At 40.4% G+C, this 21,203-nt stretch carries 17 protein-coding genes and 1 riboswitch; of the genes, 13 read left to right on the top strand and 4 right to left on the bottom strand.

What is annotated here, in order from left to right; all coding sequences use genetic code 11:
- Window positions 1-14: 14 nt before the first annotated feature.
- From ACGTNH_RS12435 to ACGTNH_RS12385, 11 genes are all read left to right on the top strand, one after another.
- Window positions 15-866, top strand: coding sequence for an SDR family oxidoreductase (locus ACGTNH_RS12435; protein ID WP_394587187.1), 852 nt, complete (start codon window positions 15-17; stop codon window positions 864-866).
- The gene (locus ACGTNH_RS12430; RefSeq protein ID WP_394587186.1) at window positions 863-1,615 is read left to right on the top strand and encodes an alpha/beta hydrolase; all 753 of its coding nucleotides are present in this window, start codon (window positions 863-865) and stop codon (window positions 1,613-1,615) included. The genes ACGTNH_RS12435 and ACGTNH_RS12430 overlap by 4 nt, the downstream gene beginning before the upstream one ends.
- 859 nt (window positions 1,616-2,474) lie before the next feature.
- A complete protein-coding gene (locus tag ACGTNH_RS12425) occupies window positions 2,475-2,900 on the top strand; it encodes a universal stress protein (protein ID WP_394587185.1) in 426 nt (141 codons plus the stop codon).
- A 69-nt stretch (window positions 2,901-2,969) separates the two neighbouring features.
- A riboswitch (TPP riboswitch) is annotated at window positions 2,970-3,070 on the top strand.
- Between the two features lie 79 nt (window positions 3,071-3,149).
- Window positions 3,150-3,725 (top strand): energy-coupled thiamine transporter ThiT, encoded by a 576-nt coding sequence (gene thiT, locus ACGTNH_RS12420; protein WP_394587184.1) that lies wholly within the window; start codon window positions 3,150-3,152, stop codon window positions 3,723-3,725.
- 102 nt (window positions 3,726-3,827) lie between these two features.
- Complete coding sequence (locus ACGTNH_RS12415; protein WP_394587183.1) at window positions 3,828-5,276, top strand: phospholipase D family protein; 1,449 nt, start codon at window positions 3,828-3,830, stop codon at window positions 5,274-5,276.
- Between the two features lie 319 nt (window positions 5,277-5,595).
- On the top strand, window positions 5,596-6,468 hold the full coding sequence (locus ACGTNH_RS12410; protein WP_394587182.1) for a DUF1028 domain-containing protein: 873 nt from the start codon (window positions 5,596-5,598) through the stop codon (window positions 6,466-6,468).
- 391 nt (window positions 6,469-6,859) lie between these two features.
- A complete protein-coding gene (locus ACGTNH_RS12405) occupies window positions 6,860-7,447 on the top strand; it encodes a DUF2087 domain-containing protein (protein ID WP_394587181.1) in 588 nt (195 codons plus the stop codon).
- Window positions 7,448-7,511: 64 nt separating this feature from the next.
- On the top strand, window positions 7,512-8,702 hold the full coding sequence (locus tag ACGTNH_RS12400; RefSeq protein ID WP_394587180.1) for an MFS transporter: 1,191 nt from the start codon (window positions 7,512-7,514) through the stop codon (window positions 8,700-8,702).
- Between the two features lie 68 nt (window positions 8,703-8,770).
- Window positions 8,771-10,849, top strand: a complete 2,079-nt coding sequence (locus tag ACGTNH_RS12395) for a methyl-accepting chemotaxis protein (RefSeq protein ID WP_394587179.1) — start codon at window positions 8,771-8,773, stop codon at window positions 10,847-10,849.
- A 917-nt stretch (window positions 10,850-11,766) separates the two neighbouring features.
- Window positions 11,767-14,718: a formate dehydrogenase subunit alpha gene (fdhF, locus tag ACGTNH_RS12390; RefSeq protein WP_394587178.1), complete on the top strand. Its 2,952-nt coding sequence runs from the start codon at window positions 11,767-11,769 to the stop codon at window positions 14,716-14,718.
- Entirely contained in the window at window positions 14,711-15,178 is a 468-nt protein-coding gene (locus ACGTNH_RS12385) for a helical membrane plugin domain-containing protein (protein WP_394587177.1), read from the top strand. Before fdhF ends, ACGTNH_RS12385 begins: the two co-directional genes overlap by 8 nt.
- A 38-nt stretch (window positions 15,179-15,216) precedes the next feature.
- On the opposite strand, the gene ACGTNH_RS12380 is transcribed toward ACGTNH_RS12385, so the two are convergent.
- From ACGTNH_RS12380 to nfsA, 4 genes are all read right to left on the bottom strand, one after another.
- Entirely contained in the window at window positions 15,217-15,702 is a 486-nt protein-coding gene (locus ACGTNH_RS12380; protein ID WP_394587176.1) for a DUF456 domain-containing protein, read from the bottom strand.
- Window positions 15,703-15,799: 97 nt separating this feature from the next.
- On the bottom strand, window positions 15,800-16,795 hold the full coding sequence (locus ACGTNH_RS12375; RefSeq protein WP_394587175.1) for an aldo/keto reductase: 996 nt from the start codon (window positions 16,793-16,795) through the stop codon (window positions 15,800-15,802).
- A gap of 159 nt (window positions 16,796-16,954) precedes the next feature.
- Window positions 16,955-17,710 carry an NAD-dependent protein deacylase gene (locus tag ACGTNH_RS12370; protein ID WP_394587174.1) on the bottom strand — a complete coding sequence of 252 codons (756 nt, stop codon included), beginning with the start codon at window positions 17,708-17,710 and terminating at the stop codon, window positions 16,955-16,957.
- A gap of 21 nt (window positions 17,711-17,731) precedes the next feature.
- A complete protein-coding gene (nfsA, locus tag ACGTNH_RS12365; protein ID WP_394587173.1) occupies window positions 17,732-18,469 on the bottom strand; it encodes an oxygen-insensitive NADPH nitroreductase in 738 nt (245 codons plus the stop codon).
- A 170-nt stretch (window positions 18,470-18,639) separates the two neighbouring features.
- Here nfsA and ACGTNH_RS12360 point away from each other — a divergent pair, with 170 nt between their 5' ends.
- Both ACGTNH_RS12360 and ACGTNH_RS12355 read left to right on the top strand, forming a co-directional pair.
- Window positions 18,640-18,993 carry a hypothetical protein gene (locus tag ACGTNH_RS12360; protein ID WP_394587172.1) on the top strand — a complete coding sequence of 118 codons (354 nt, stop codon included), beginning with the start codon at window positions 18,640-18,642 and terminating at the stop codon, window positions 18,991-18,993.
- Window positions 18,994-19,111: 118 nt separating this feature from the next.
- Complete coding sequence (locus ACGTNH_RS12355) at window positions 19,112-21,124, top strand: penicillin-binding transpeptidase domain-containing protein (protein WP_394587171.1); 2,013 nt, start codon at window positions 19,112-19,114, stop codon at window positions 21,122-21,124.
- Window positions 21,125-21,203: the final 79 nt, after the last annotated feature.

Raw genomic sequence — 21,203 nt, 5'->3', positions numbered from 1 at the left:
ACGGAGGGTGAGATATGAAACCGACCGTGATTATAACCGGGGCCTCAAGCGGCTTCGGCTATCTCACAGCTATAAAATGTGCAGAAAAAAATTTGAATGTAATTGCTACGATTCGCAACCCCCACAAAATGAATGTTTTCAAGAAGGCTAGTTTAGATGAAATCATTGCTGAGAACATTACAGTTTGGCCGCTAGATGTCACTGATGAAGACTCATTAACTTTTTTTCAAAAACAGGTCAATCAATTAAAACGAGTGGATGTGCTTGTTAACAACGCCGGCTATGCGGTCGGAGGTTTTCTGGAACAAGTGCCACTTAAAGATTACAGGCGCCAATTTGAAACCAATGTATTTGGCGTAATTCAAGTGATACAAGCCGTACTTCCAAAGATGCGTCAGCAAAAAAGTGGAAAAATTTTAAATGTGAGCAGCGTAAGCGGACTTATTGGTTTTCCGGGTTTGTCAGCTTATGTTAGTTCAAAGCATGCGCTAGAGGGATTGTCGGAAAGCTTGCGGTTTGAAGTGAAGCCCTTTGGCATCGATGTTGCTTTAATTGAGCCAGGTTCTTATGAAACGAATATTTGGTCGACGGGTCTTGATCTTCCTCAAGTTGTGTATGATCCTAATTCTCCATATCACGAGTATACTAAAGGCTTATGGAAGGCATTAAACCGCGAAGTACATGAAGATCCTGGAAAAGTAGCGGAATTAATGGCCTCTCTGGCTGACCGTTCTGTATTAAAAAAGTTGAGGTACCCGATCGGACCAGGGGTAAGGATGAATCTTCTGCTAAAAAGAATCCTCCCCTGGTCTGTCTTAGAACATAAGGTACTTAAAAAAATTATAGGAAAAAAGGAGTTGGTATGATGGAAGAATATCCTGTATTAGAGGGAGCACAGCCGATCTATTTTGAAGGAAATGAAGTTGGAATCTTAGTCTCACACGGATTTACGGGAACCACTCAAAGTGTTCGGCCGCTTGTGGAAGCTTACGGTAAAGAGGGCTATAGCGTGGCCTGCCCCCGTTTAAAAGGGCATGGGACTGCACCTGAAGAAATGAAAACAACTACGGCTCAAGATTGGATGGATTCTGTAGAGGAAGCATATGCCTGGTTAAAAGAACGATGTTCGAAGATTTTTGTAGTTGGGTTATCTATGGGGGGGACGTTAGCACTTCATTTGGCAGCAAAGTATGAGGACATTGCAGGAGTGATTCCTATTAACGCTGCGATTGATATACCTTCTATGGAAAACATTGTCGAAACCACAGACGACCGATACATTGCTGCGATTGGTTCTGACATAAAAAAAGCAGGAGTTACTGAATTAGCGTATGATAAAACCCCGGTAGCTTCTATTGAACATTTAATTTTAATGATGACTCGTGTGCACGATGAGCTGGCTAAAATTCATTGTCCAATTCTTGTCATTGTATCTGAAGAAGACCATATTGTTCCCCCGGAAAACTCTGAAATGATCTTCAACACAGTTTTATCCGAACATAAAGAACTGATTCACCTGGAGAATAGTTATCACGTAGCTACATTAGATACAGATCTTGATTTGATTACTGAACGCAGCTTAGAATTTTTCGTCATGTATTCCAATACGAAGTAAAGCCCTCTTAAAGAGGGCTTTACTCATCTTGTATAGAACCCTTAAAGTTAAGTGAAACGACTCCTTTGCCGCGGGCGAATGGTGTGCCTTTTCGGGCTGTATTCCGCCCTCCGGGATTACACCTTATTCCCATTTCCTGCAGGATTCTCGCCGTTTCCTCAATCATTTAATCAAGCTGTGTTCTTATGAAAGCAGCGTCTGCAAAAGGCCATTCACATTACAAAGGTTATTCCATTTTGGTCAGAGGAACGGAAAAAGTGCCGGCCCCTGCGGGAGGAGCAGACAGGAGAGGCACCGGAAATCGCAGTCGAGCAGACTTTCGGCCTGCCCGGCGGAAGCGGCGCTTTTTCCTTTTCTCCAGACTAATGTAGGAACCATAAGAGACAACGTGTACATCTAACCAGGCTTTTTCAACTACCTGTAATACAAGTTGGTAGAGAGGACTATAAATGATCTGTTTGTGGTTTAATTTATAAAATGACTTGCCAAGAAGGATTGAGAACGCCTTTTCTTACCTGAAATCCTCACACTACCAGTTTTTTTATTGCTCCTTTCATCACCCGGGAAATAATTGGCTTTCTCACCTTTCCTTCTCATGCGTCTTAATAGATTATTGGATGAAAAAATCTGTTTTGCTCCCTGCCTGTATACTAACAAATAGAGGAAAATATTAAGCAAACAATTGCGAATGAAGAATTTCTACGGAGAGAAACCATACCGTCTGATAGAGTTAGAAAGACCGCATGGCATATGATAGAGACGTAAATCGATCCTTATTATGGAAATCACCAATATCAATGATACGAGTATTCATTATTGAGTGAAAATTAAGTATAATGAAGGTGAGGAGGGGGTTGTCATGAATAAAAAAATACTCGTACCTTTTGACGCATCACCTAGTTCGCTCCGTGCTCTTCAGTATGCCGTTCCGTTTGCGGAAGAGGTAGGATATGAATTAATCATTTTAAACGTGCAGTTCGACTATAATACGAGAAATGTTCGGAAATTTGCAGGGCAGCATCAAATCAAGCAGTACCAGGAAGAGGCTGCACGACAATCCTTTGAAACAGCGGAAGAATATTTAGCTGACTATGAGGTGACTCCTACCTTTAGAAAAAGGATAGGGATTCCCGATCAAGTCATTCTCGAAGAATCAGCAAATGAGGACGTTCGTTTAATTGTAATGGGAACGCGGGGAGTAGGACGTGTAAAAGGCGCCATCCTTGGGAGCGTAAGTTATAATGTGCTGCAATCTACTAAAGTTCCTGTTACCATTGTGCCCTGACTGTAAAGTTTGTCAGGATTCTAAACATCATTTATAATGACCATATAGCAAGAAAAGCAAACGAAATATGAAGCCTTCAAGGGGAGCCTCAGTGCTGAGAGTGAACAATATGTTCTGACCCTTCGAACCTGTCAGTTAATACTGGCGTAGGGATGGTGGCTTTTTTGATGGCGATGCACGGGATTCCTCCATCAGGAAGCTTCCCTTTGGCATTGCTTTTTTTGTGTCTTTAAAAGGAGAGATGCAAACATGAGAAACATACGAGTGTTATTTTTAGTAGAAGCGGCCATTTTTTCTGCTTTAGCCATATTATTGGATGTTTTACCGTTTTTATCATTTAAGTTATGGGCCCAAGGTGGATCAGTTTCATTTGCAATGGTACCTGTGTTCATTATGGCTTTTCGCTGGGGCGTAAGTGGAGGGGTCACCACAGGCCTGTTGCTGGGCTTCTATCAAATATTAATCGGCGCTTATATTGTTACACCTGTTCAGACCATTCTTGATTATATTGTAGCTTTTGGTGTTATTGGACTGGCCGGTATGTTTGCCAAGCCGGTTTGGGAGGCAGCAGCTGCACGGCATTACAAGCGGTTAGTCACCTGGATTGTCATAGGGGCATTCGTAGGCAGCTTATTCCGCTTTATAGGCCATTTTATCGCTGGAATTGCTTTCTACGGAACAATGGCGCCTGAAGGCACACCCGTTTGGCTGTATTCTTTAACGTACAATGGTGGCTACATGCTTCCCACATTTATTTTATGTTCGATTGTATTAGGGTTATTATTTGTTCAACGACCATCTCTGCTAATACAGCGAGCATCATAATCAGGCAGTTCGCGCTACCCGTGGCGCGGCCTGTTTTTTTATTCCAGGTTTCGTCGTTTCCTATTTAGTGAATCATATAAGATAGCTAAGAGGGGGCACGAGATGAAAAAACTAAAAAACCTACATAAGAAAAAGTGGTTTTGGGGGCTTGTTGGATTTAATATTATTCTTGCGTTTGTTATAGCCTTTCACACGTCGTGGAAGAGTCTTCCTGAAGGGATGGCTTACGAAGGCCAATACCGCAACGTAGAGGATGTCGAATTTTATAAAGATTTGACTTATGAAGACGAAAATGGAGAAGTCGTTCATGAACTCGAAATATTCGAGGAGATGTTTGATACGATCGCAGAGGCGGAAGAATTTATCGTCATCGATATGTTTTTATTCAATGGATATAGTGATGATGGAGAAAAATTTCCAAACATAGCTGAGGAACTGACCGATCGTTTAATTGAACAAAAAGAAGAGCATGAAGATTTACAGGTCGTCTTTATTACTGATGAAATTAACACTGTTTATGGATCCTATGAATCAGAAGAAGTCGATCGATTGCGTGATCACAATATTGATGTCGTCCTCACGGATTTAAATCGCTTGAGAGATTCTAACCCCGTGTATTCAAGTATATGGAGAGTGTTTTTCAGCTGGTTGGGCACGAGTGGAGATGGATGGATTGCTAATCCATTTGCTAGTGAGGCCCCTGACGTCACCCTGCGCTCTTATTTAAAATTATTAAATGTAAAAGCTAATCATCGAAAAGTGCTTGTCACTGAGGATGCAGCGATGGTATCCTCTGCAAACCCCCACGATGAGAGTGGATTTCATGAAAACGCAGCTTTTAAAATGACCGGTCCCATTATTAAGGACATATTAGAAGCTGAAGAAGCGGTCGTTCGTTTCTCTGGAGAAGCTGATTATCCAGAATATGAGAACATGGATTTTGGTGAAGAAGAAGGTGCTCTGGAAGTTCAATACATTACCGAGCAGAAAATAAAAAATGCCGTACTCGAAGAGCTGGAAAAAGCAGAAGAAGGAGATCGTGTATGGCTTGGTATGTACTACTTAGCCGATCGTCAAATTATTGATGGTTTAGACAAAGCTGCTGATCGTGGAACAACGGTAAATATTGTGATGGACCCTAACAAACAATCGTTTGGACATGAGAAGTCAGGCCTTCCTAACTTGCCAGTCGCGGCTGAGATGAATAATTTGGCTAATGACAACCTAAACCTCAAATGGTACGACGTGAACATGGAACAATTTCATTTAAAAACGTTGTATGTTGATCGTAAGGATGAAAATGTAATTGTCAGCGGATCAGGTAACTACACGAGAAGAAACTTAGCTAACTTGAATCTAGAAGCGGATGTAAGAATTAAAGGGGGGCCGGATGAAGAAGTATTTACTGAAGTGAATGATTATTTCACAAAGATATGGGAAAATGAAGACGGAAATTATACGGCCGATTATGAGGAATACCAGGATAATTTAAGCACTGTTCGTTACTTGACGTACCATTTACAAAAATGGACTTGGTTTACTACGTATTAATCGAACGAAATGAGAAGAAAACGTATAAAGCGAACTCGTCCGAACGTAACAATTCAACTACGTTCGGATGATTTATGTTAAATCACATGTACGGCACACCGTCAATATACTCTGCTTCCAGTGGCCACAGCCTCAGAATCCTCGGTGGAAAAATCAATTTCTTGAAGGAGCTTCAATTCGTGATGTGTTCCTACAGACGTCTTCGCATTTTAATCATGCTCATAATCTGCGTTTATTGAATCATTGCTCTACTTATACTCCTGCCTCTTTTTTTGTGAAAGGTTTTTATATTATTCTGTCGAATTAAAAGGAGGAAGGGGTGGTGGATTTGAGTAAAATTATTGCAACATTTTCTATTGTAGGAGCTGATCCGGACACAGGTGAAGTAGGTGTAGCAGTCCAATCTAAGTTCTTAGGAGTGGGTGCTGTGGTGCCATGGGCGAAAGCTGGAGTAGGTGCAGTCGCTACTCAGGCATTTGCGAATCCTTCTTATGGTCCAGATGGCTTGAAATATTTACGTGAAGGTCTATCTGCTCAAGAAACGGTTGATAAACTAATTAAACTCGATGAAGGGGCAGTCCACCGGCAAGTTGGAGTGGTGGACGCTGAAGGAAATGCAGCTACTTTTACGGGTGAATCTTGTTATGAATGGGCAGGAGGCGTAACAGGCAGACATTACGCTGCGCAGGGAAACATTTTAGTTAATAAAGAAACGGTTACTAAGATGGGTGAAGCATTTGAAAAAAGGAAGGGCAGCCTGGCTGACCGTCTGTTGGAAGGATTAAAGGCAGCACAGAAAGCTGGAGGAGACAGCAGAGGGAAACAATCAGCTGCCCTATACGTTGAAAAGGACAAAGCAGGTTACGGTTCGTTAAGCGATGTATTGGTAGACCTTCGGGTTGATGACCACCGAGAGCCGATCGAAGAACTACAACGTATTTATAAATTACATCAATTGTATTTCGCAAAATCCAAGCCTGAAGAGATCGTAGTCTTAACAGGAGCCTTGAAAGAAGAAGTAGCCGCTCAGTTAAACAAAGCAGGTTATTTAAATTCGGTTAAGGCTGACGAGCAAGAATTTTTTGAAGGGCTGACAACATTCCTTCATACAGAGAATTTCGAAGAACGAGAACAAGAACGAGGCTATATTGACACAAAAGTCTTGGAGTTTTTAAAGCAATTGAATGCGTAAATAGAAATAGGCCTGAAAAAAGTTTTATGACTGTGGACATGGAAGCATCATATAGTGCAAGACATGCTGAATTTTCTAAATGCAAAAATTGTCATCGGAAAAGGGTTTTAGGAAATGCTGAGATTTCTATGGGAGAGAAGAATAAGGGGTGACCCAGGAGGCCGTAGCCCGGGGGACCCGTCATTCACCCAAGGAAAGGAAGCGTTTTCTAAAACCCTTTCCTCTTCCTAATGCAAGAAACCTTTACATTCCTTAGGTGAAAAATACTTGTAGAGGAAACTGTGGTGGAGCTAAAAGCTTATAATTGTCTTCATAAAATATTTTGACAAAATAGTGTAGTTAGATTACTATCTAATTAGATAGTAATCTAACTTATGAGAGGGTGAAAATTATGCAATTAGATAAAATGGTTAATTTCTATAAGTCTGTCGGGGACCCCACGAGATTACGTATTGTTTCACTACTGAAAAATGGTCCTCTCCACGGACAGGCAATTGCTCACAAACTCGGTTTACGAGCTCCAACTATTACTCATCACATAAAAAAACTTAGAGAAACGGGTATGTTATATTCTCGACGAGATAAAAATACGATTTACTATTATTTAGACGAGAAAAGATTAGAGTTTATGGCTACAGCAATTTTAAGGCTGGGGGGAGATGAAGTGAAGCAGAAAGAGCTTGATGTTACTGATTCAGAGCAAGTGAAAATATTGCGTAACTTTGTGAACCAGAATGGTACGCTGCGTCAAATGCCGAGTCAGTTAAAGAAAAAGCTTGTAGTTCTTTCTTACTATGTTCAAGGCCTTGAGAAAGGGAAAATCTACAGCGAAAAAGAGATAAACGAGTACATTAAAGAATTTTATAACGATTTTGCGACAGTCAGACGAGAGTGGATTATGCAGCAATTCATGTATCGAGAAAACAATCAATATGAACGAAACCCAGAAGAAATGTGGCCTGTTGTAGTTAAACGGTAATGCCTGGCGGTACTAAGCCAGGTTCATTTTTTGTGATCTAATTAGATATATATCTAAGGAGTTTGTGAACTATGGGAATATTTGTTCAATACCCTTCCTACCTTTATTTATTTCGTGCTGGCATTGTGAATGGAATAGGGATCGATTCAGTCAAGTTGCCGTACTGGCACTTGTTTTAGAAATCACAGGGTCAGGAGTTCTAGTAGGCTTTGTTATGGGGATAAGAGTGATTCCTTATTTATTTTTTTCACTACTAGGCGGAAAGCTTGCTGATCGGTTGAATCGACGACTGTTAATGAGCGTAACAGATTTAATCCGATTTCCATTTGCTTTAACTTTTTTATATATTGAAACCACTGACCAATTATGGATTCTTTATATAGGGGTTGTCGTATTATCCTGTGGAGAAGCGTTCTATCAGCCAGTGCGGAAAAGCACCATTGGTTCTATTGTTAAAAAGAATGATTTATCAAAAGTAAATGCTCTAGAACAAGTAATAGTAGGAGTGGTTCTTATTTTAGGGTCAGTATCAGGTGGTGTCGTTGCTTTTCTCTTAGGCGGAAAAGTCTCGTTTATTTTAAATGCCGTGTCATTTCTAGCCGCTGCTTTTTTTCTTAGAAGGCTGCCAGATGCTCCAACTACTCCATCGAATATAAATAAGGAATCAGGCGTAGTGAAAAGCTGGGGTCAATTAGAACTAATCGTTTGGATTGTTATTATCATTCAACTATTAACTTCTATGACTGACGGAATATTTAATGTGTTAATCAGTTTATATGGGGCCGAGACATTTCAACTGGGAGATTTAGGGATTGGTCTATTATATGGAGCTTTAGGTGCAGGGCTCGTCCTTAGTTTTTATATGACAAGACTAATTAAAAAGAGGGTACTGGTGTTGGCCGTTCTTGCTGTTGCTATGGAGGGTGTCCTGCAGATTACAGCAAGTGTCTCCCCATCGATCTGGGTGGCTGCGATTATTTTTATCCTTATATCTGCGGTTGGTGGAGTAAGTGCGGCTTGTCTAGACACGGTCGTAATGAGTCGAACCAAGAGTGCACACCAAGGCAGAGTTTTTGGACTATTAGCATCAGTGACTAATATCCACTTAGGGTTATCAATGGTGGCTGCAGGTGTCCTTGTGGACCTTTATTCACCGCGATGGCTGGGCATGATGGGAGGTTTTTTGAATATTGCTATAGCACTATGTGTCGCCTTCCTCTTTATAATGAAAAAAGGTTTTGGCAGAAAAATCTAGTATTCTATAAAAAAGTTTACGAATTAAACCGATATAGAAAGGAGTAGTTACACAAAGGGGGAAGCAAGTTGAGAAAAGAAAAAACAGGGATCAAAGATTTTTTTACAAAAAGAATACAGCGTCAGTTTCTTTATCCATTTCTATTGTTAATTTTGTTAACTGGAGTTGTAGTAGCTGGAACAAGTTATTGGTTTAGTTTAAACAATACTACTTCAGCTATGACGGATAACGTAGAGCAACAGATGGAATCGATGAGCGATTCATTTGATACGTTGTTTGACAGCATTAGTCACAATGCAAATCGATACGCGGAAGACGAAACACTACAAAGTCCAAATGAAAATAGTGAAGATATTTTGAATCGCTTTGGAGAGACTCAAGCAGCTAATCCTTATATTTTAAACATTTACATGGGGGAAAAAGAAACGCAAAATATGTTTATTTATCCAGAGGCTGACTTAGGAGATGATTATGACCCTACCACTCGTCCATGGTTTACCTTAGCAGAAGAACAAGCAGGTGAAGTCATCTGGACAGAACCTTACGAAGATGCAGCGACTGGGGATACAATTGTGAGCGCGGCACGGGCCATTGAACAAGATGGTGCCACCTCCGGGGTGTTCGCAATTGATTTTACCGTTAATACGTTGTTTGAAATGATTAATGATGTAAAAGTTGGTGAAACCGGGAATGCTATGCTTTTAAGTGATACGGGGGTATATCTTGCTCACCATGACGAAGAGTTAATCGGCACCAGCGCTGAAGGAGAACCATTTTATAAAGATGTGATGGGGAATGAATCTGGCTCCTACCAATATGATGACGGAGGCGAGCAAGCCGTAGCTTATGCAACCAACGAAAAAACGGGATGGAAGATGGTAGGAACAGTACAAGTGTCTGATTTCGTAGCTCAAGCCAATTCAATTATTTTACCCATTGTACTTGTCCTGATCGGAGTGATTGTGCTTTCATTAATTATTGCCATTTTATTAACCCGTTATTTAACAAAACCTATTAAACAACTACAACAATCAATGAGTGAGGCTGGTAAAGGTAACTTTTCTATCCAGGCGAACATTGAGCGAAATGATGAAATTGGGGAACTGTCCAGGGATTTTGATCAGATGATTCTGTCCATACGCTCTCTTATTCATCAGGTGAAGCATTCATCTAATCAGGTAAGCAGTTCGGCTGAGAATGTGGTCGCTAACTCTGAAGAAAATACAGCAGCTGCTCATGAAATATCCAGAGCTATTCAGGAAATTGCATCAGGAGCTCAAAGTCAAACGGAAATGATGGACTACAGTGTTCAGTCTTCTCAAACGCTGGCTCATACCATTAAAGGCGTTGTTGGTCAAAGTAAATCCATTAAAGTCAAATCAGATCAGCTTTTGAATCAGTCGGAGGAAGCGAAGGAAATTGTTGAAAAACTTCGGAATCATTCGAATCAAACAACGTCAATGACGAGTGAAATGCGAGAGTCGATTAAAGATTTACAAAATAGTTCTGATAATATCAATCAAGTGGTAAGTACTATTTCAGGCATTGCAGGACAAACCAACCTGCTGGCTTTAAATGCAGCTATTGAAGCAGCACGGGCCGGTGAAGCAGGAAAAGGCTTTGCAGTAGTGGCAGAAGAAGTTCGGAAACTAGCTGAACAATCAGAAAAAGCATTGACAGATGTAGCTTCAATGATTGCTCATATGCAAGATCGTACAAAAGATATTGTCCGTTTAATTGAAGAAACAGGAGAAGTAGTAGCACATCAAGAAGTATCGGTTAATGAAACGGAAAAATCGTTTACGGAAGTATTTGAAAATGTATCAGGTAATGTAGCTGCGATTAATGACATTATTTCCTCTATGAAGCAAATGGATAATCAAAAGGAACAGCTCTTAGAAAACATAGACGGGATTAGTACAGTGACAGAAGACACAGCGGCAGCTGCTGAACAAGTTTCAGCCTCCGTTCAAGAGAGCAATGCGGCTATGGAACAGCTTAATCATTTAGCTGAAGATCTAGAGAAAGTAGCAGCTTCAATGGAAGATGAATTAAAGAATTTTCAACTGAATGAATCAGTGAGCCAGCCCGCTTTGTTACCTATGAATCAAGAAAAAGACACTTTTGGTGAACAGAAAGCAGGTTAGCATAAAAAATTCCAGTTTTTCTGTGTTTTTATGTGAGAGCGTTTCTATCGTTCGATAGAATAAAGGGTTTTAGGAAACGACTCCCTTTCCATGGGTGAAGGGTGTGCCTCCTCGGGCTTTATAGCCCTCCGGGGTCACACCTTCTTCGTCTCTCCATAGGAGTCTCGTCGTTTCCTAAAACCCTACTCCGATAATCGATCACTAGGCAAATTGTACCCTTATAGAAACAGTGTTTTTACAAGACATTCACTCTACGAAGGTTTAAAAAGCCCCTTTGGATCAAAGTAACTGAAAAAAAAGACCGCTTTATGCGGGATGAACACACAGGAGACTTTCTGTCTTGCCTCGAGGAAAGCAGCGCTTTTTCAAAAGCCTGAAAAATTACAGTCTATTTTTAGATTGTAATTTTTTCAGCTCGTGGCATCAACAGAGATCAATCTAAAACCCACCTATACGTTGTCTGGCTAAATCACTAATGGGAAAACGAATCGTTAAACTTATATAGGAATAGAAGGTACAAAACTCTTAATAGTTAGAAGAAGGAACAGAACGAAAAACTTATGGTCAATTTTTGGACTGTAAGTTTTTTTATTGTAATCAAGTAATGATGTTTGATAATGAGAAAAAAAGGTTAAATGTTACTATATGCGAAAAATAAGGGGGGAAATGACGAAAGAGAGAAAATTGTTTGAAACATAAGACTTAGCTTACATAAATCAGCATCTCAAAACTTCTATTTAGGTGACGCAACAAGCCGGACCCTTACATGAGCGAGCATTCATTATTTTCCCTGCTTTATGAAAGCGCTCCATAAAGAACGTCATCATAAGCATTTTTATATTTGAGCACAGAAGAAATTTGCAGCATAAAGAGTGAACGGTCAAGAATAAAGAAAGATTTATTGGGAGGGGTTAATTTTGTTAGAGAGAGATCACACTGTAGTAACGATAAATGGAAAGGAATTCTTAGCTGATCCAGGACAAAACTTGCTGGATCTTATTAATTCCTCTGGTGAAAATGTACCGCAGATTTGCTACAACGAATCACTAGGACCTATTCAAACGTGTGACACGTGTGTCGTTCAAGTGAATAGAGAAATGCAAAGAGCTTGCGGATTAAAAGTAGAAGCAGGTATGAAAGTGCAAACGGAACTTCCACAAGTACAAATGGCTCAAAAAGAAGCGCTGGATCGCATTTTGGAAAATCACGAGCTGTATTGCACTGTATGTGATTACAATAATGGTGATTGTGAAATCCATAATACGATGGCGGAATTTGGATTAGAGCATCAGTCCCGGCCATTCCAAGAAAAGCCTTACAACCGGGACGAATCGGGGGCATTTTACAGGTATGACCCGGATCAGTGTATTTTATGCGGCCGCTGTGTAGAAGTTTGTCAGGATGTTCAAGTGAATGAAACCCTGACCATTGACTGGGAACGCCAGCAGCCACGAGTCATTTGGGATAATGACGTCCCGATTGATCAGTCATCTTGTGTAAATTGCGGACAATGTTCTACAGTGTGCCCTTGTAATGCCATGATGGAAAAAGGGATGGAAGGAGAAGCCGGATTCTTAACGGATCAAGAACCAGGGCTGTTAAAGTCGATGATCGAACTAACGAAGAAAGTAGAAACGGGTTATGGTCCGTTATTTGCAGTCTCTGATTCGGAAGCGGCTATGCGTGAAGAACGAATTAAGAAAACAAAAACAGTATGTACTTATTGTGGGGTCGGGTGTTCATTTGATGTTTGGACAAAAGACCGCCAGATTTTAAAAGTAGAGCCAAATGCAGAGTCTCCGGCAAATGGTATTGCTACATGTGTGAAAGGGAAGTTCGGCTGGGATTACGTCAATAGTGAGAAGCGGTTAACCAAACCTTTAATACGTCGTGATGATACGTTCCATGAAGTGGAATGGGACGAAGCTATTTCCTATGTAGCGGAAAGGATCACTGAAATTAAAGAGAAAAAGGGTTCTGATGATTTAGGTTTCATCTCTTCTTCCAAAGCTACGAATGAAGAATCTTATCTTATGCAGAAGCTTTCCCGCCAAATCATTGGAACGAACAATGTAGACAACTGCTCACGTTACTGCCAATCTCCTGCAACTAAAGGTTTGTTTAGAACAGTAGGGCACGGCGGTGACTCAGGAACTATTGATGATATCGCCAAAGCAAATTTAGTCCTTACAATCGGTTCAAATACAGCAGAGTCGCATCCTGTACTTGCTTCCCGGATTAAACGATCTCAGAAATTATTTGGTCAAAAATTATTTGTCTTTGACTTACGTAAGCATGAAATGGCTACACGAGCCGACCGTTTTTATCAGCCTAAATCCGGCACAGACTTGGTTTGGCTTTCAGCTGTATCAAAATATATTCTTGACCAAGGGTTGGAAGATAAAAACTTTATTGAAGAATGGGTGAACGAATTTGACGCGTATCGCGAGAGTCTTGAACCTTACACAATGGAATATGCTTCTGAATTAACTGGAATACCAAAAGAAGAGTTAATTGATGTAGCAGAGGAAATTGCAAAAGCGGAAAAGGTATCAATCTGCTGGGCAATGGGTGTAACACAGCATATGCGAGGCAGTGATACGAGTACAGCTATATCAAACTTATTGCTTCTTACAGGTAACTATCGAAGAGAAGGCTGCGGAGCTTATCCACTGCGCGGGCACAACAATGTACAAGGATGCAGTGATTTTGGCAGTATGCCAAACTTCTTCCCTGGCTATGAAGAAACGCATGATGACGAAGTTCGCGCTCGCTATGAACAAGCCTGGAACTGCACGATTCCTAAAGAGCCTGGAAAAGACAATCATCAAATGATTGAAGCTATTCATGCAGGAAACTTAAGTGCGATGTATGTAATAGGTGAGGACACGGGCATTGTAGACGCCAATATAAATTATGTGACAGAGGCCTTTGAAAAGCTTGATTTGTTTATTGTTCAAGATTTGTTCTTGACGAAAACTGCTGAATACGCAGATGTAGTGTTACCAGCAGTGCCTAGTTTAGAAAAAGAAGGGACATTTACGAACACGGAGCGTCGAATCCAGCGTCTCTATCAATCACTTGATCCTCTTCCAGGAGCAAAGCCTGACTGGGAAATCCTTCAGCTTATTGCTCAAGAACTGGGAGGAGATTGGCACTACGGGCACCCTTCAGAAATTATGGCTGAAGCAGCTAGTTTAGCTCCATTGTTTGCCGGCGTGTCATATGAACGCTTAGAAGGATACAACTCATTACAGTGGCCGGTGCATGAAGACGGCACAGATGAACCTCTTCTTTTCCAGGAAGGATTCCCATTTGAAGATGGCAGAGCAAGGTTCTTTCCCCTGGAATTTGAATTGGAGTATGACACTTCAGAGAAGTACGATCTTCATGTAAATAATGGCCGGCTTCTTGAACATTTCCATGAAGGCAATATGACCTATAAAGTAGAAGGTATCGCTCGAAATACCCCTAATCCATTTGTTGAAGTCTCTCCTGAGCTTGCTAAGGAAAGAGATATTCGTGAAGGTGCGGAAATAAAACTGGTTTCTGAAGCCGGAGAAGCGACAGGGGTTGTTACAGTTACAGACCGCGTAAGAGGAAAAGAATTATTTATTCCTATGAGCGCAAATGGAAAGTCGGCTGTTAACTTCCTTACCGATAACCGTGTGGACAAAGACACAAATACGCCGGCATATAAAGAGATTGCAGTCCGGATGGAAGTTATGAAAAAAGAAGGTAAATCACCGATTCCGCCAAATAATCACCGTCGAGGGAATCCTGTGCCGCAAATAAGCGTTAATGTTGAAAATAAGTGGGAGCGTAACGACTATGTGTTCCCAGGGGATCAGGTGAATAAAGATGGCTAAATCAATAACAAACATTAAAAAGTTAGAAATTCCCAAGGAAGAGCAGCAAGCACGAGATTTACAAGAAGTAAAAGAAGCTGTAACTGAAAATAAAGAAGCTATTTTAAAAGGAATTGAGTTATTAAGCGCATTAGATGAAGTTGGAACATTAGATACAGCTTATGCCTTTTCTCATTCAAAGAAAAAAGCTTTAAAATATGTAGTGGATGAGATTAGCAAAGATCAGTATGCACAATTGCTTGAGAATCTTCCTGAAATTGTGTTTATGCTGGGAGACTTAGACGTCAAAACCGTACGAGAGACTACCAATCGTCTTAATGAAGGAATAAAAGAAATGAATGAAACAGCAGCAGATCAAAAAACGACTATTTTTGATCTGGCTAAAGCCTTGAAAGACCCTGAAATTAACCGCAGTATTACAATGATGATGCAGTTCTTAAAAGGGATGGGACGAGAATAGTAAGAAAGGCGCTTCCATTGAGGGAAGCGCCTTTTATATTACGATATCCAAACTTCTATAAAGAACCAGACAATCATAAATGATTGAATCAAAACTTTAGCGGCACTGCCGCTTAAGAATCCAAATAAAGAGCCTAGAGCTGCTTTTCCAGCCTCTTCAGCCGATCTTTTTTGCAGAAGCTCAACAATTAAAACAATGACAAACGGGACAAGGACAATTCCAAATGGAGGAAAGATAAATGACCCTGCAATAACTCCGATCGCTGCCGCACGTTCCCCCCATTTACTGCCGCCATATTTTTTCACAAAATAACTATTGGCGATGATATCTGACACGATTAACAAAATGGTTAATAGAACCATGGCTATCCAAAATATAAGGCTGAGGCCGGCATTATTAATGAAGAAATAATAGGCGAGAAAGCCGAGCCATAAAACGAGAGGGCCTGGAATAATGGGGAAAATTAAACTGGCGAAACTGGCAAGAAACAAAAGTAAGATGATTATCCATATGACAAAATCCACACGGTCCGCCTCCTATCTCATACATCATACAAACTATTAATTTTATTTTACCAAAAATAGATGCCCGAACTTTAGAAAAAGCTCGGGCATGTAACAATTATAGATCTTGTTTTGTAGGGGGAGCCATAAATTCGGGACCCACAGGATCTTTAATGTTTTTTTCTAAAATTGCATCGATATCTTTCATCGTATCTTTATCAATGGTAAAATCGCTGACCTCGTCTACTGGATCTAATTGATCTGGGCGCCTTCCACCCATTAAGGCAATTCCGGAACCCGGCTGCTGCAATACCCATTTAATGGCTAAATGGATAACTCTCTTATTAAAACGATCCTTTGCTAGTTGGTCTAGTTCCTCTACAGCATTTAAATATTGTTCAAATCGCGGCTGCTGGAATTTAGGATCATTGTTTCGAAGGTCATCTCCTTCAAAAGAACGATCTTTCGTCATTTTACCTGAAAGAAGACCACGACATAGAGAACCGTATGAAATGGTTGTAATGTCATGCTTTTGCGTATAAGGGATAATATCCTCTTCTATATCACGCTCAAATAAATTATACGGCGGCTGCAAAGTATGAATAGGAGCTGCTTCTCTGAAAACATCCATTTGTTCTGGAGAGAAATTGCTCACTCCTATTGCTCTTATCTTTCCTTGTTTATACAAATATTGCAGGGCTTCTGCCGTTTCGTGCAGTGGTGTGAGCGGATCCGGCCAGTGGACTTGATAAATATCAATATAATCCGTTTGAAGTCGTTTAAGAGAATCTTCGACTTCCTGATGAATTCTTTCTTTCGTGCCATTACGAAAAGGCTGTTCATTTTGCCAATCTAAAGCTACCTTAGTGGCTAAAATAATATCTTCGCGCTTTCCATACTGCTGGACGGCTTTACCCACGATTTCTTCGGATTCACCGAAACCGTAAACAGGAGCAGTATCGATTAGAGTAATGCCTTTATTAAGGGCGGCATGAATCGTTTCTATGGATTGCTTCTTATCAGTGCCACCCCACATCCAGCCCCCAATGGCCCATGTGCCCAGGCCAATACGGCTGGCTGTTAAATCAGCCTGACTTACATTTATATGTTCCACTCAAATACCTCCATCATAAATAGATTCATAAGGAGTCTACCCTGTGTGAAGGGTGTTTAACCTTCGGGTGGATACCGGGCAGGTTCTGTGATTATTAATAAACAAAGGGAAAAGAAAAAACATTCAATATAAAAGGCTGGGATTTAAATGAATTTTGCTTTATTCAGTTTCGTCCTGGACTATATTTATCTCAGTTTGTAACTGAGGAATCAGCTCGCTTAAATCTCCTAGAATGACTTGATCAAAAAGCCGATCTTTTATCGTTGCTTCTTTATTCATCAGAGTAGATGCGAGGTTCCGGCTAGATGCATATTCGGGTAAATAGCTAAAGGGTGTAACTTGCAAAGATGTGCCTAAAACGAGTAAGAAATCCGCCTCATCGATTAGTGCTTCGGCTTCGTCATGAGCTGTGATCAAATCGCCAAATAAGACAACGTTCGGTTTTAACACACTTTTACAATCTTCGCATTGCGGAGGATCATTAGAAAGAACATATTTCATCGTATAAGTTTCCTGACAATGAGGACAAGTCGCTTTATCTAAGGAGCCGTGATACTCTACTACTTTAGAACTTTTCGCCTGGGCGTGAAGACCGTCCACATTTTGCGTAATAATGGAGATACGGCGACCTTTCGTTTCTAACTGTTTAAGAAAATGGTGAACGACGTTTGGTTCGTATTGTTGCAATAGTTTGATGCGGAAAATTTCTTTATATTTTTTCCAAAAATCAACTGGATCAAAATGAAAGTAGTCAATAGACATATAATCTTCTCTTCTAAAGTCTTGTTCCCATAATCCTTCACTTGATCGAAAGTCAGGGATGCCGCTCGCTGTAGAAACACCTGCTCCTGTTAAAATGACCACATGCCGAGCCTGTTCAATCTGCTCAGCCGTCTGCTTCAATTGATTTTTCATTAAGAAAACACCAGACTTTCTTTACCGTTTATTAAATCCTTTTTTCTGAACAAGGTCAGTCACGTCCATGCGCATCGTCTTTTTAAAACGTCGATGCATTTGTTCAGTCCATGTATCACTCCGGTTATTTGACGATCTGGATTGATAGTATTCAGCGATCTGATCATCAAACTTTTCAATAGCATCTTCATGAGGTGTATACTCATTTTCGAAATAAACTGCGGATATGGGCAATCGCGGTTTACGATCAGGCTTGTGGGCGGGTTCTCCAATCGCCATACCAAATAAGGGAATCACATGAGTGGGTAAAGCGAGCAGCTCATCGACTCGTTCGAGATGATTCCGTAAGCTTCCTAAGTAGCAAATACCCAATCCCATTGACTCTGCAGCAATCGCAGCGTTCTGGGCAGCTAGTGCAGCATCAATCGCAGATACGAGGAAATGCTCACAATTTTCAAGGTTTTCGAGCATTTGTTTATAGTCTTCACTTGTGGCGGTGTGAGTTTGACGATGTAAGTCAGCACAAAATACGAGAAGGTGACCATTGTCTTCTACGTATGGTTGACCGCTCACTTCAGCTAAAGCTGCCTTTTTATCTGCATCTGTTATACCTATAATTGTATAAGCCATCATGTAACTGGAGGTCGAGGCTTGCTGAGCTGAGCGAATAATGTAGTCAAGCTGCTCATCGGTTATTTTCGTATTTTTAAATTGACGAATACTTCGGTGGTTCAGCAGTGTATCGATGGTTTGATTCATTCAAAGAACTCCCTTCGTTCATTTCGTTGATAGAATAACACATCATTCTCTTAAAAATCTTCTCTTATACTTTGAATATTTTTTATCGCTATAAAGGATTTCTGTCGATTGAGGTAGAATTATTATTATAATGAGAAAATGATAAAAAGAGAATAAAAGGGGTGGGGGAAATGGCAGATGTATTTGACTTTGATCAATTCAAATCAAAAAAAGAAATGAAAAAAGTAACGAAAGAAAACATTGTTTATGAGATTTTTTTGTCCACTGTTACATATATTCAACGTCATAGTGTGGTGTACTATGACAATCCTCTTGAGTATATTACGACTGATACGTCCCTTTATGAATTGTTTAAAGGGGATCAAACCTCCTTTTTTGCTGCTTTTGAGGCTTTACTTCAATATTGGAACCTCAATATTGAAGTTAAAGAGATAATCTCCTCAGAACAGGAGTTTGCAGGATTTTCAACTATTGGAGATGTATGTATGTTTATCGAAAGGAGAGTAGAAGGATCAAGCCCCTGATATTCTGCTTTTTTATTTGGTTAAAAATTCAAGTCAAAGTCAAAACTCTTTTTATAAGAATTAAGTCTGATATAATGAGGGGTAACGTTGAAAAAGGAAGCTAGGAGGCTGTTGCGATATGAAAAAATTAAGAAACTGTTTCCTTATTTCTTCTTTTCTCTTGCTGATCGGCTGTTCAGATAAACCCAATCCTGAATCTACGGTTGAAGCCTATATGGAAGCGTGGGAAAATGAAAAATTTGGAGAAATGTATGATTTACTGAGTGAGGAGTCTAAAGACTCAATCAGCGAAGAGGAGTTTGAAGAAAGATACTCGACAATTTATGAAGGTATTAATATGAACAATCTGGCGATTACATATAAAGCTCCTGAAGAGGAACAGGATTTCAATGAGGAAGACACGCCCGCTTACGATTATGATGTAAGTATGGAAACATTGGCTGGAGAATTGCAATTTTCTCATCAGGCTGAACTTGTCTATGAAGAAGGGGACGAAGAAGATACTTGGGCTATAAAATGGGATTCTTCTATGATCTTTGCGGGGATGGAAGAAGGAGATAAAGTCAGTGCCCAATCAATTCCAGCGGAAAGAGGCGAAATTTTTGATGCAAATGGGGAACCTTTAGCTGAAAATGGTGTCATTCAACAAGTGGGACTGGTACCGGAGCGTATAGAGGATGAAAAAGAAGTAAAAGAAGATCTTGCAGAAATATTGGATATTTCTGTTGACTATATTGATTCTCAACTCGATCAATCCTGGGTCCAATCTTCTTCTTTTGTACCAGTCGGTGCTGTCTCAGATGACGATGAGGAGAGGATTAAAGAAATTAAAGAGTTAACCGGCACTCAGTTTCAAGAAACCAATTCTCGTGTATATCCGGCTGAAGAAGCAACAGCACACATCATTGGCTACGTAGGTGATATTACAGGTGAACAATTGGAAGAAATGAGTGACGAAGGTTATACGGCTTCAGATCAAATTGGCCAAACTGGTTTAGAAAGTCTGTTAGAAGAAGATCTGCGCGGCCAAGCCGGTGGAAAAGTGACGATAGTTGATGAAGATGGTAATGAAAAAGAAGTACTTGCTGAAAATGAAGCGACGAATGGAGAAGATGTAGAGCTTACCATTGATAAAGAAGTTCAAGAGACAATTTATGAAAACATGGAAGGTGAGCCAGGTTCTTCTGCAGCAGTCAATCCGACGTCAGGGGAAGTAAAAGCTTTAGTAAGTTCGCCCGCTTATGATCCTAACGAATTTGTACTAGGGATGAGCAGTGAGCGGCGAAGTGAACTGCAAGAACAAGAAGGTGAGCCTTTATCCAATAAATTCAGTAGTAACTATTCTCCTGGATCAACTTTTAAACCGATAACTGCATCCATTGGTCTTAAAACAGATACGATAGATCCAGAAGAAGATATGACGATTGATGGTAAATCCTATACACAAGACGGATGGGGAAATTATTCAATTACAAGGGTGGATGGCGCGAATATCGATAACAATGTCAACCTTAGAGATGCACTCGTAAGATCGGATAACATTTATTTCGCCCGCTCGATTTTAGATATTGGTGGAGAAACCTTCCTTGAAGAAGCGGAGAATTTTGGCTTTTCTGAAGACCTCCCATTTGCTTATCCTATCTCAGCTTCACAAATTTTAAACGAAGATCAGTTTGAAAGTGAACCCCTTCTTGCGGACACGGGATATGGTCAAGGTCAAGTTCAGATGAGTTCACTTCATCTTGCTTTAACCTATACTCCGTTTATTACCGGGGGAGACCTGTTGCAGCCTACACTCCGATCAGACGAAGAAACTGGTCAGGTTTGGAAGGAAGATGTTATAAGCGAAGAAACAGCTGATGTAATAACTGAAAACTTACAAGCCGTCGTTAATGATTCTCAAGGGTCTGCTTATGAGCCTCAAATGGATGACCTGAATTTAGCGGGTAAAACAGGGACAGCTGAGTTAAAGCAATCTTTAGATGATGAAGATGCTCAAGAAAATGGTTGGTTTATTGCCTGGGATACTGACGAGGAAGACTTAATCGTCTCCATGATGATTGAGGATGTCGAGGATGGCAGCGGAGAAGTTGTGCCAAGAGTAAAAAAAGTTTTCAGTGATCTAAATTAGTCAAAAACATCAAGTAAAGGGAATTTCCTTTACTTGATGTTTTTTTTATAACGTTTATATATAATAGAGGAAGATAAAG

The sequence above is a fragment of the Halobacillus sp. B23F22_1 genome, assembly GCF_043497005.1.
Lineage (GTDB): Bacteria > Bacillota > Bacilli > Bacillales > Halobacillaceae > Halobacillus_A.
Note: the sequence above shows the minus strand (reverse complement) of the source record. Positions and strands in the feature narration are given on the sequence as shown.

What these genes read in the sequence shown, in the direction of transcription:
- ACGTNH_RS12435 (WP_394587187.1), top strand. Translation starts at nt 15, where the DNA reads ATGAAACCGACCGTGATTATAACCGGGGCCTCAAGCGGCTTCGGCTAT.
- ACGTNH_RS12430 (WP_394587186.1), top strand. Translation starts at nt 863, where the DNA reads ATGATGGAAGAATATCCTGTATTAGAGGGAGCACAGCCGATCTATTTT.
- ACGTNH_RS12425 (WP_394587185.1), top strand. Translation starts at nt 2,475, where the DNA reads ATGAATAAAAAAATACTCGTACCTTTTGACGCATCACCTAGTTCGCTC.
- thiT (WP_394587184.1), top strand. Translation starts at nt 3,150, where the DNA reads ATGAGAAACATACGAGTGTTATTTTTAGTAGAAGCGGCCATTTTTTCT.
- ACGTNH_RS12415 (WP_394587183.1), top strand. Translation starts at nt 3,828, where the DNA reads ATGAAAAAACTAAAAAACCTACATAAGAAAAAGTGGTTTTGGGGGCTT.
- ACGTNH_RS12405 (WP_394587181.1), top strand. Translation starts at nt 6,860, where the DNA reads ATGCAATTAGATAAAATGGTTAATTTCTATAAGTCTGTCGGGGACCCC.
- ACGTNH_RS12385 (WP_394587177.1), top strand. Translation starts at nt 14,711, where the DNA reads ATGGCTAAATCAATAACAAACATTAAAAAGTTAGAAATTCCCAAGGAA.
- ACGTNH_RS12370 (WP_394587174.1), bottom strand. Translation starts at nt 17,710, where the DNA reads ATGAAAAATCAATTGAAGCAGACGGCTGAGCAGATTGAACAGGCTCGG.
- nfsA (WP_394587173.1), bottom strand. Translation starts at nt 18,469, where the DNA reads ATGAATCAAACCATCGATACACTGCTGAACCACCGAAGTATTCGTCAA.
- ACGTNH_RS12360 (WP_394587172.1), top strand. Translation starts at nt 18,640, where the DNA reads ATGGCAGATGTATTTGACTTTGATCAATTCAAATCAAAAAAAGAAATG.
- ACGTNH_RS12355 (WP_394587171.1), top strand. Translation starts at nt 19,112, where the DNA reads ATGAAAAAATTAAGAAACTGTTTCCTTATTTCTTCTTTTCTCTTGCTG.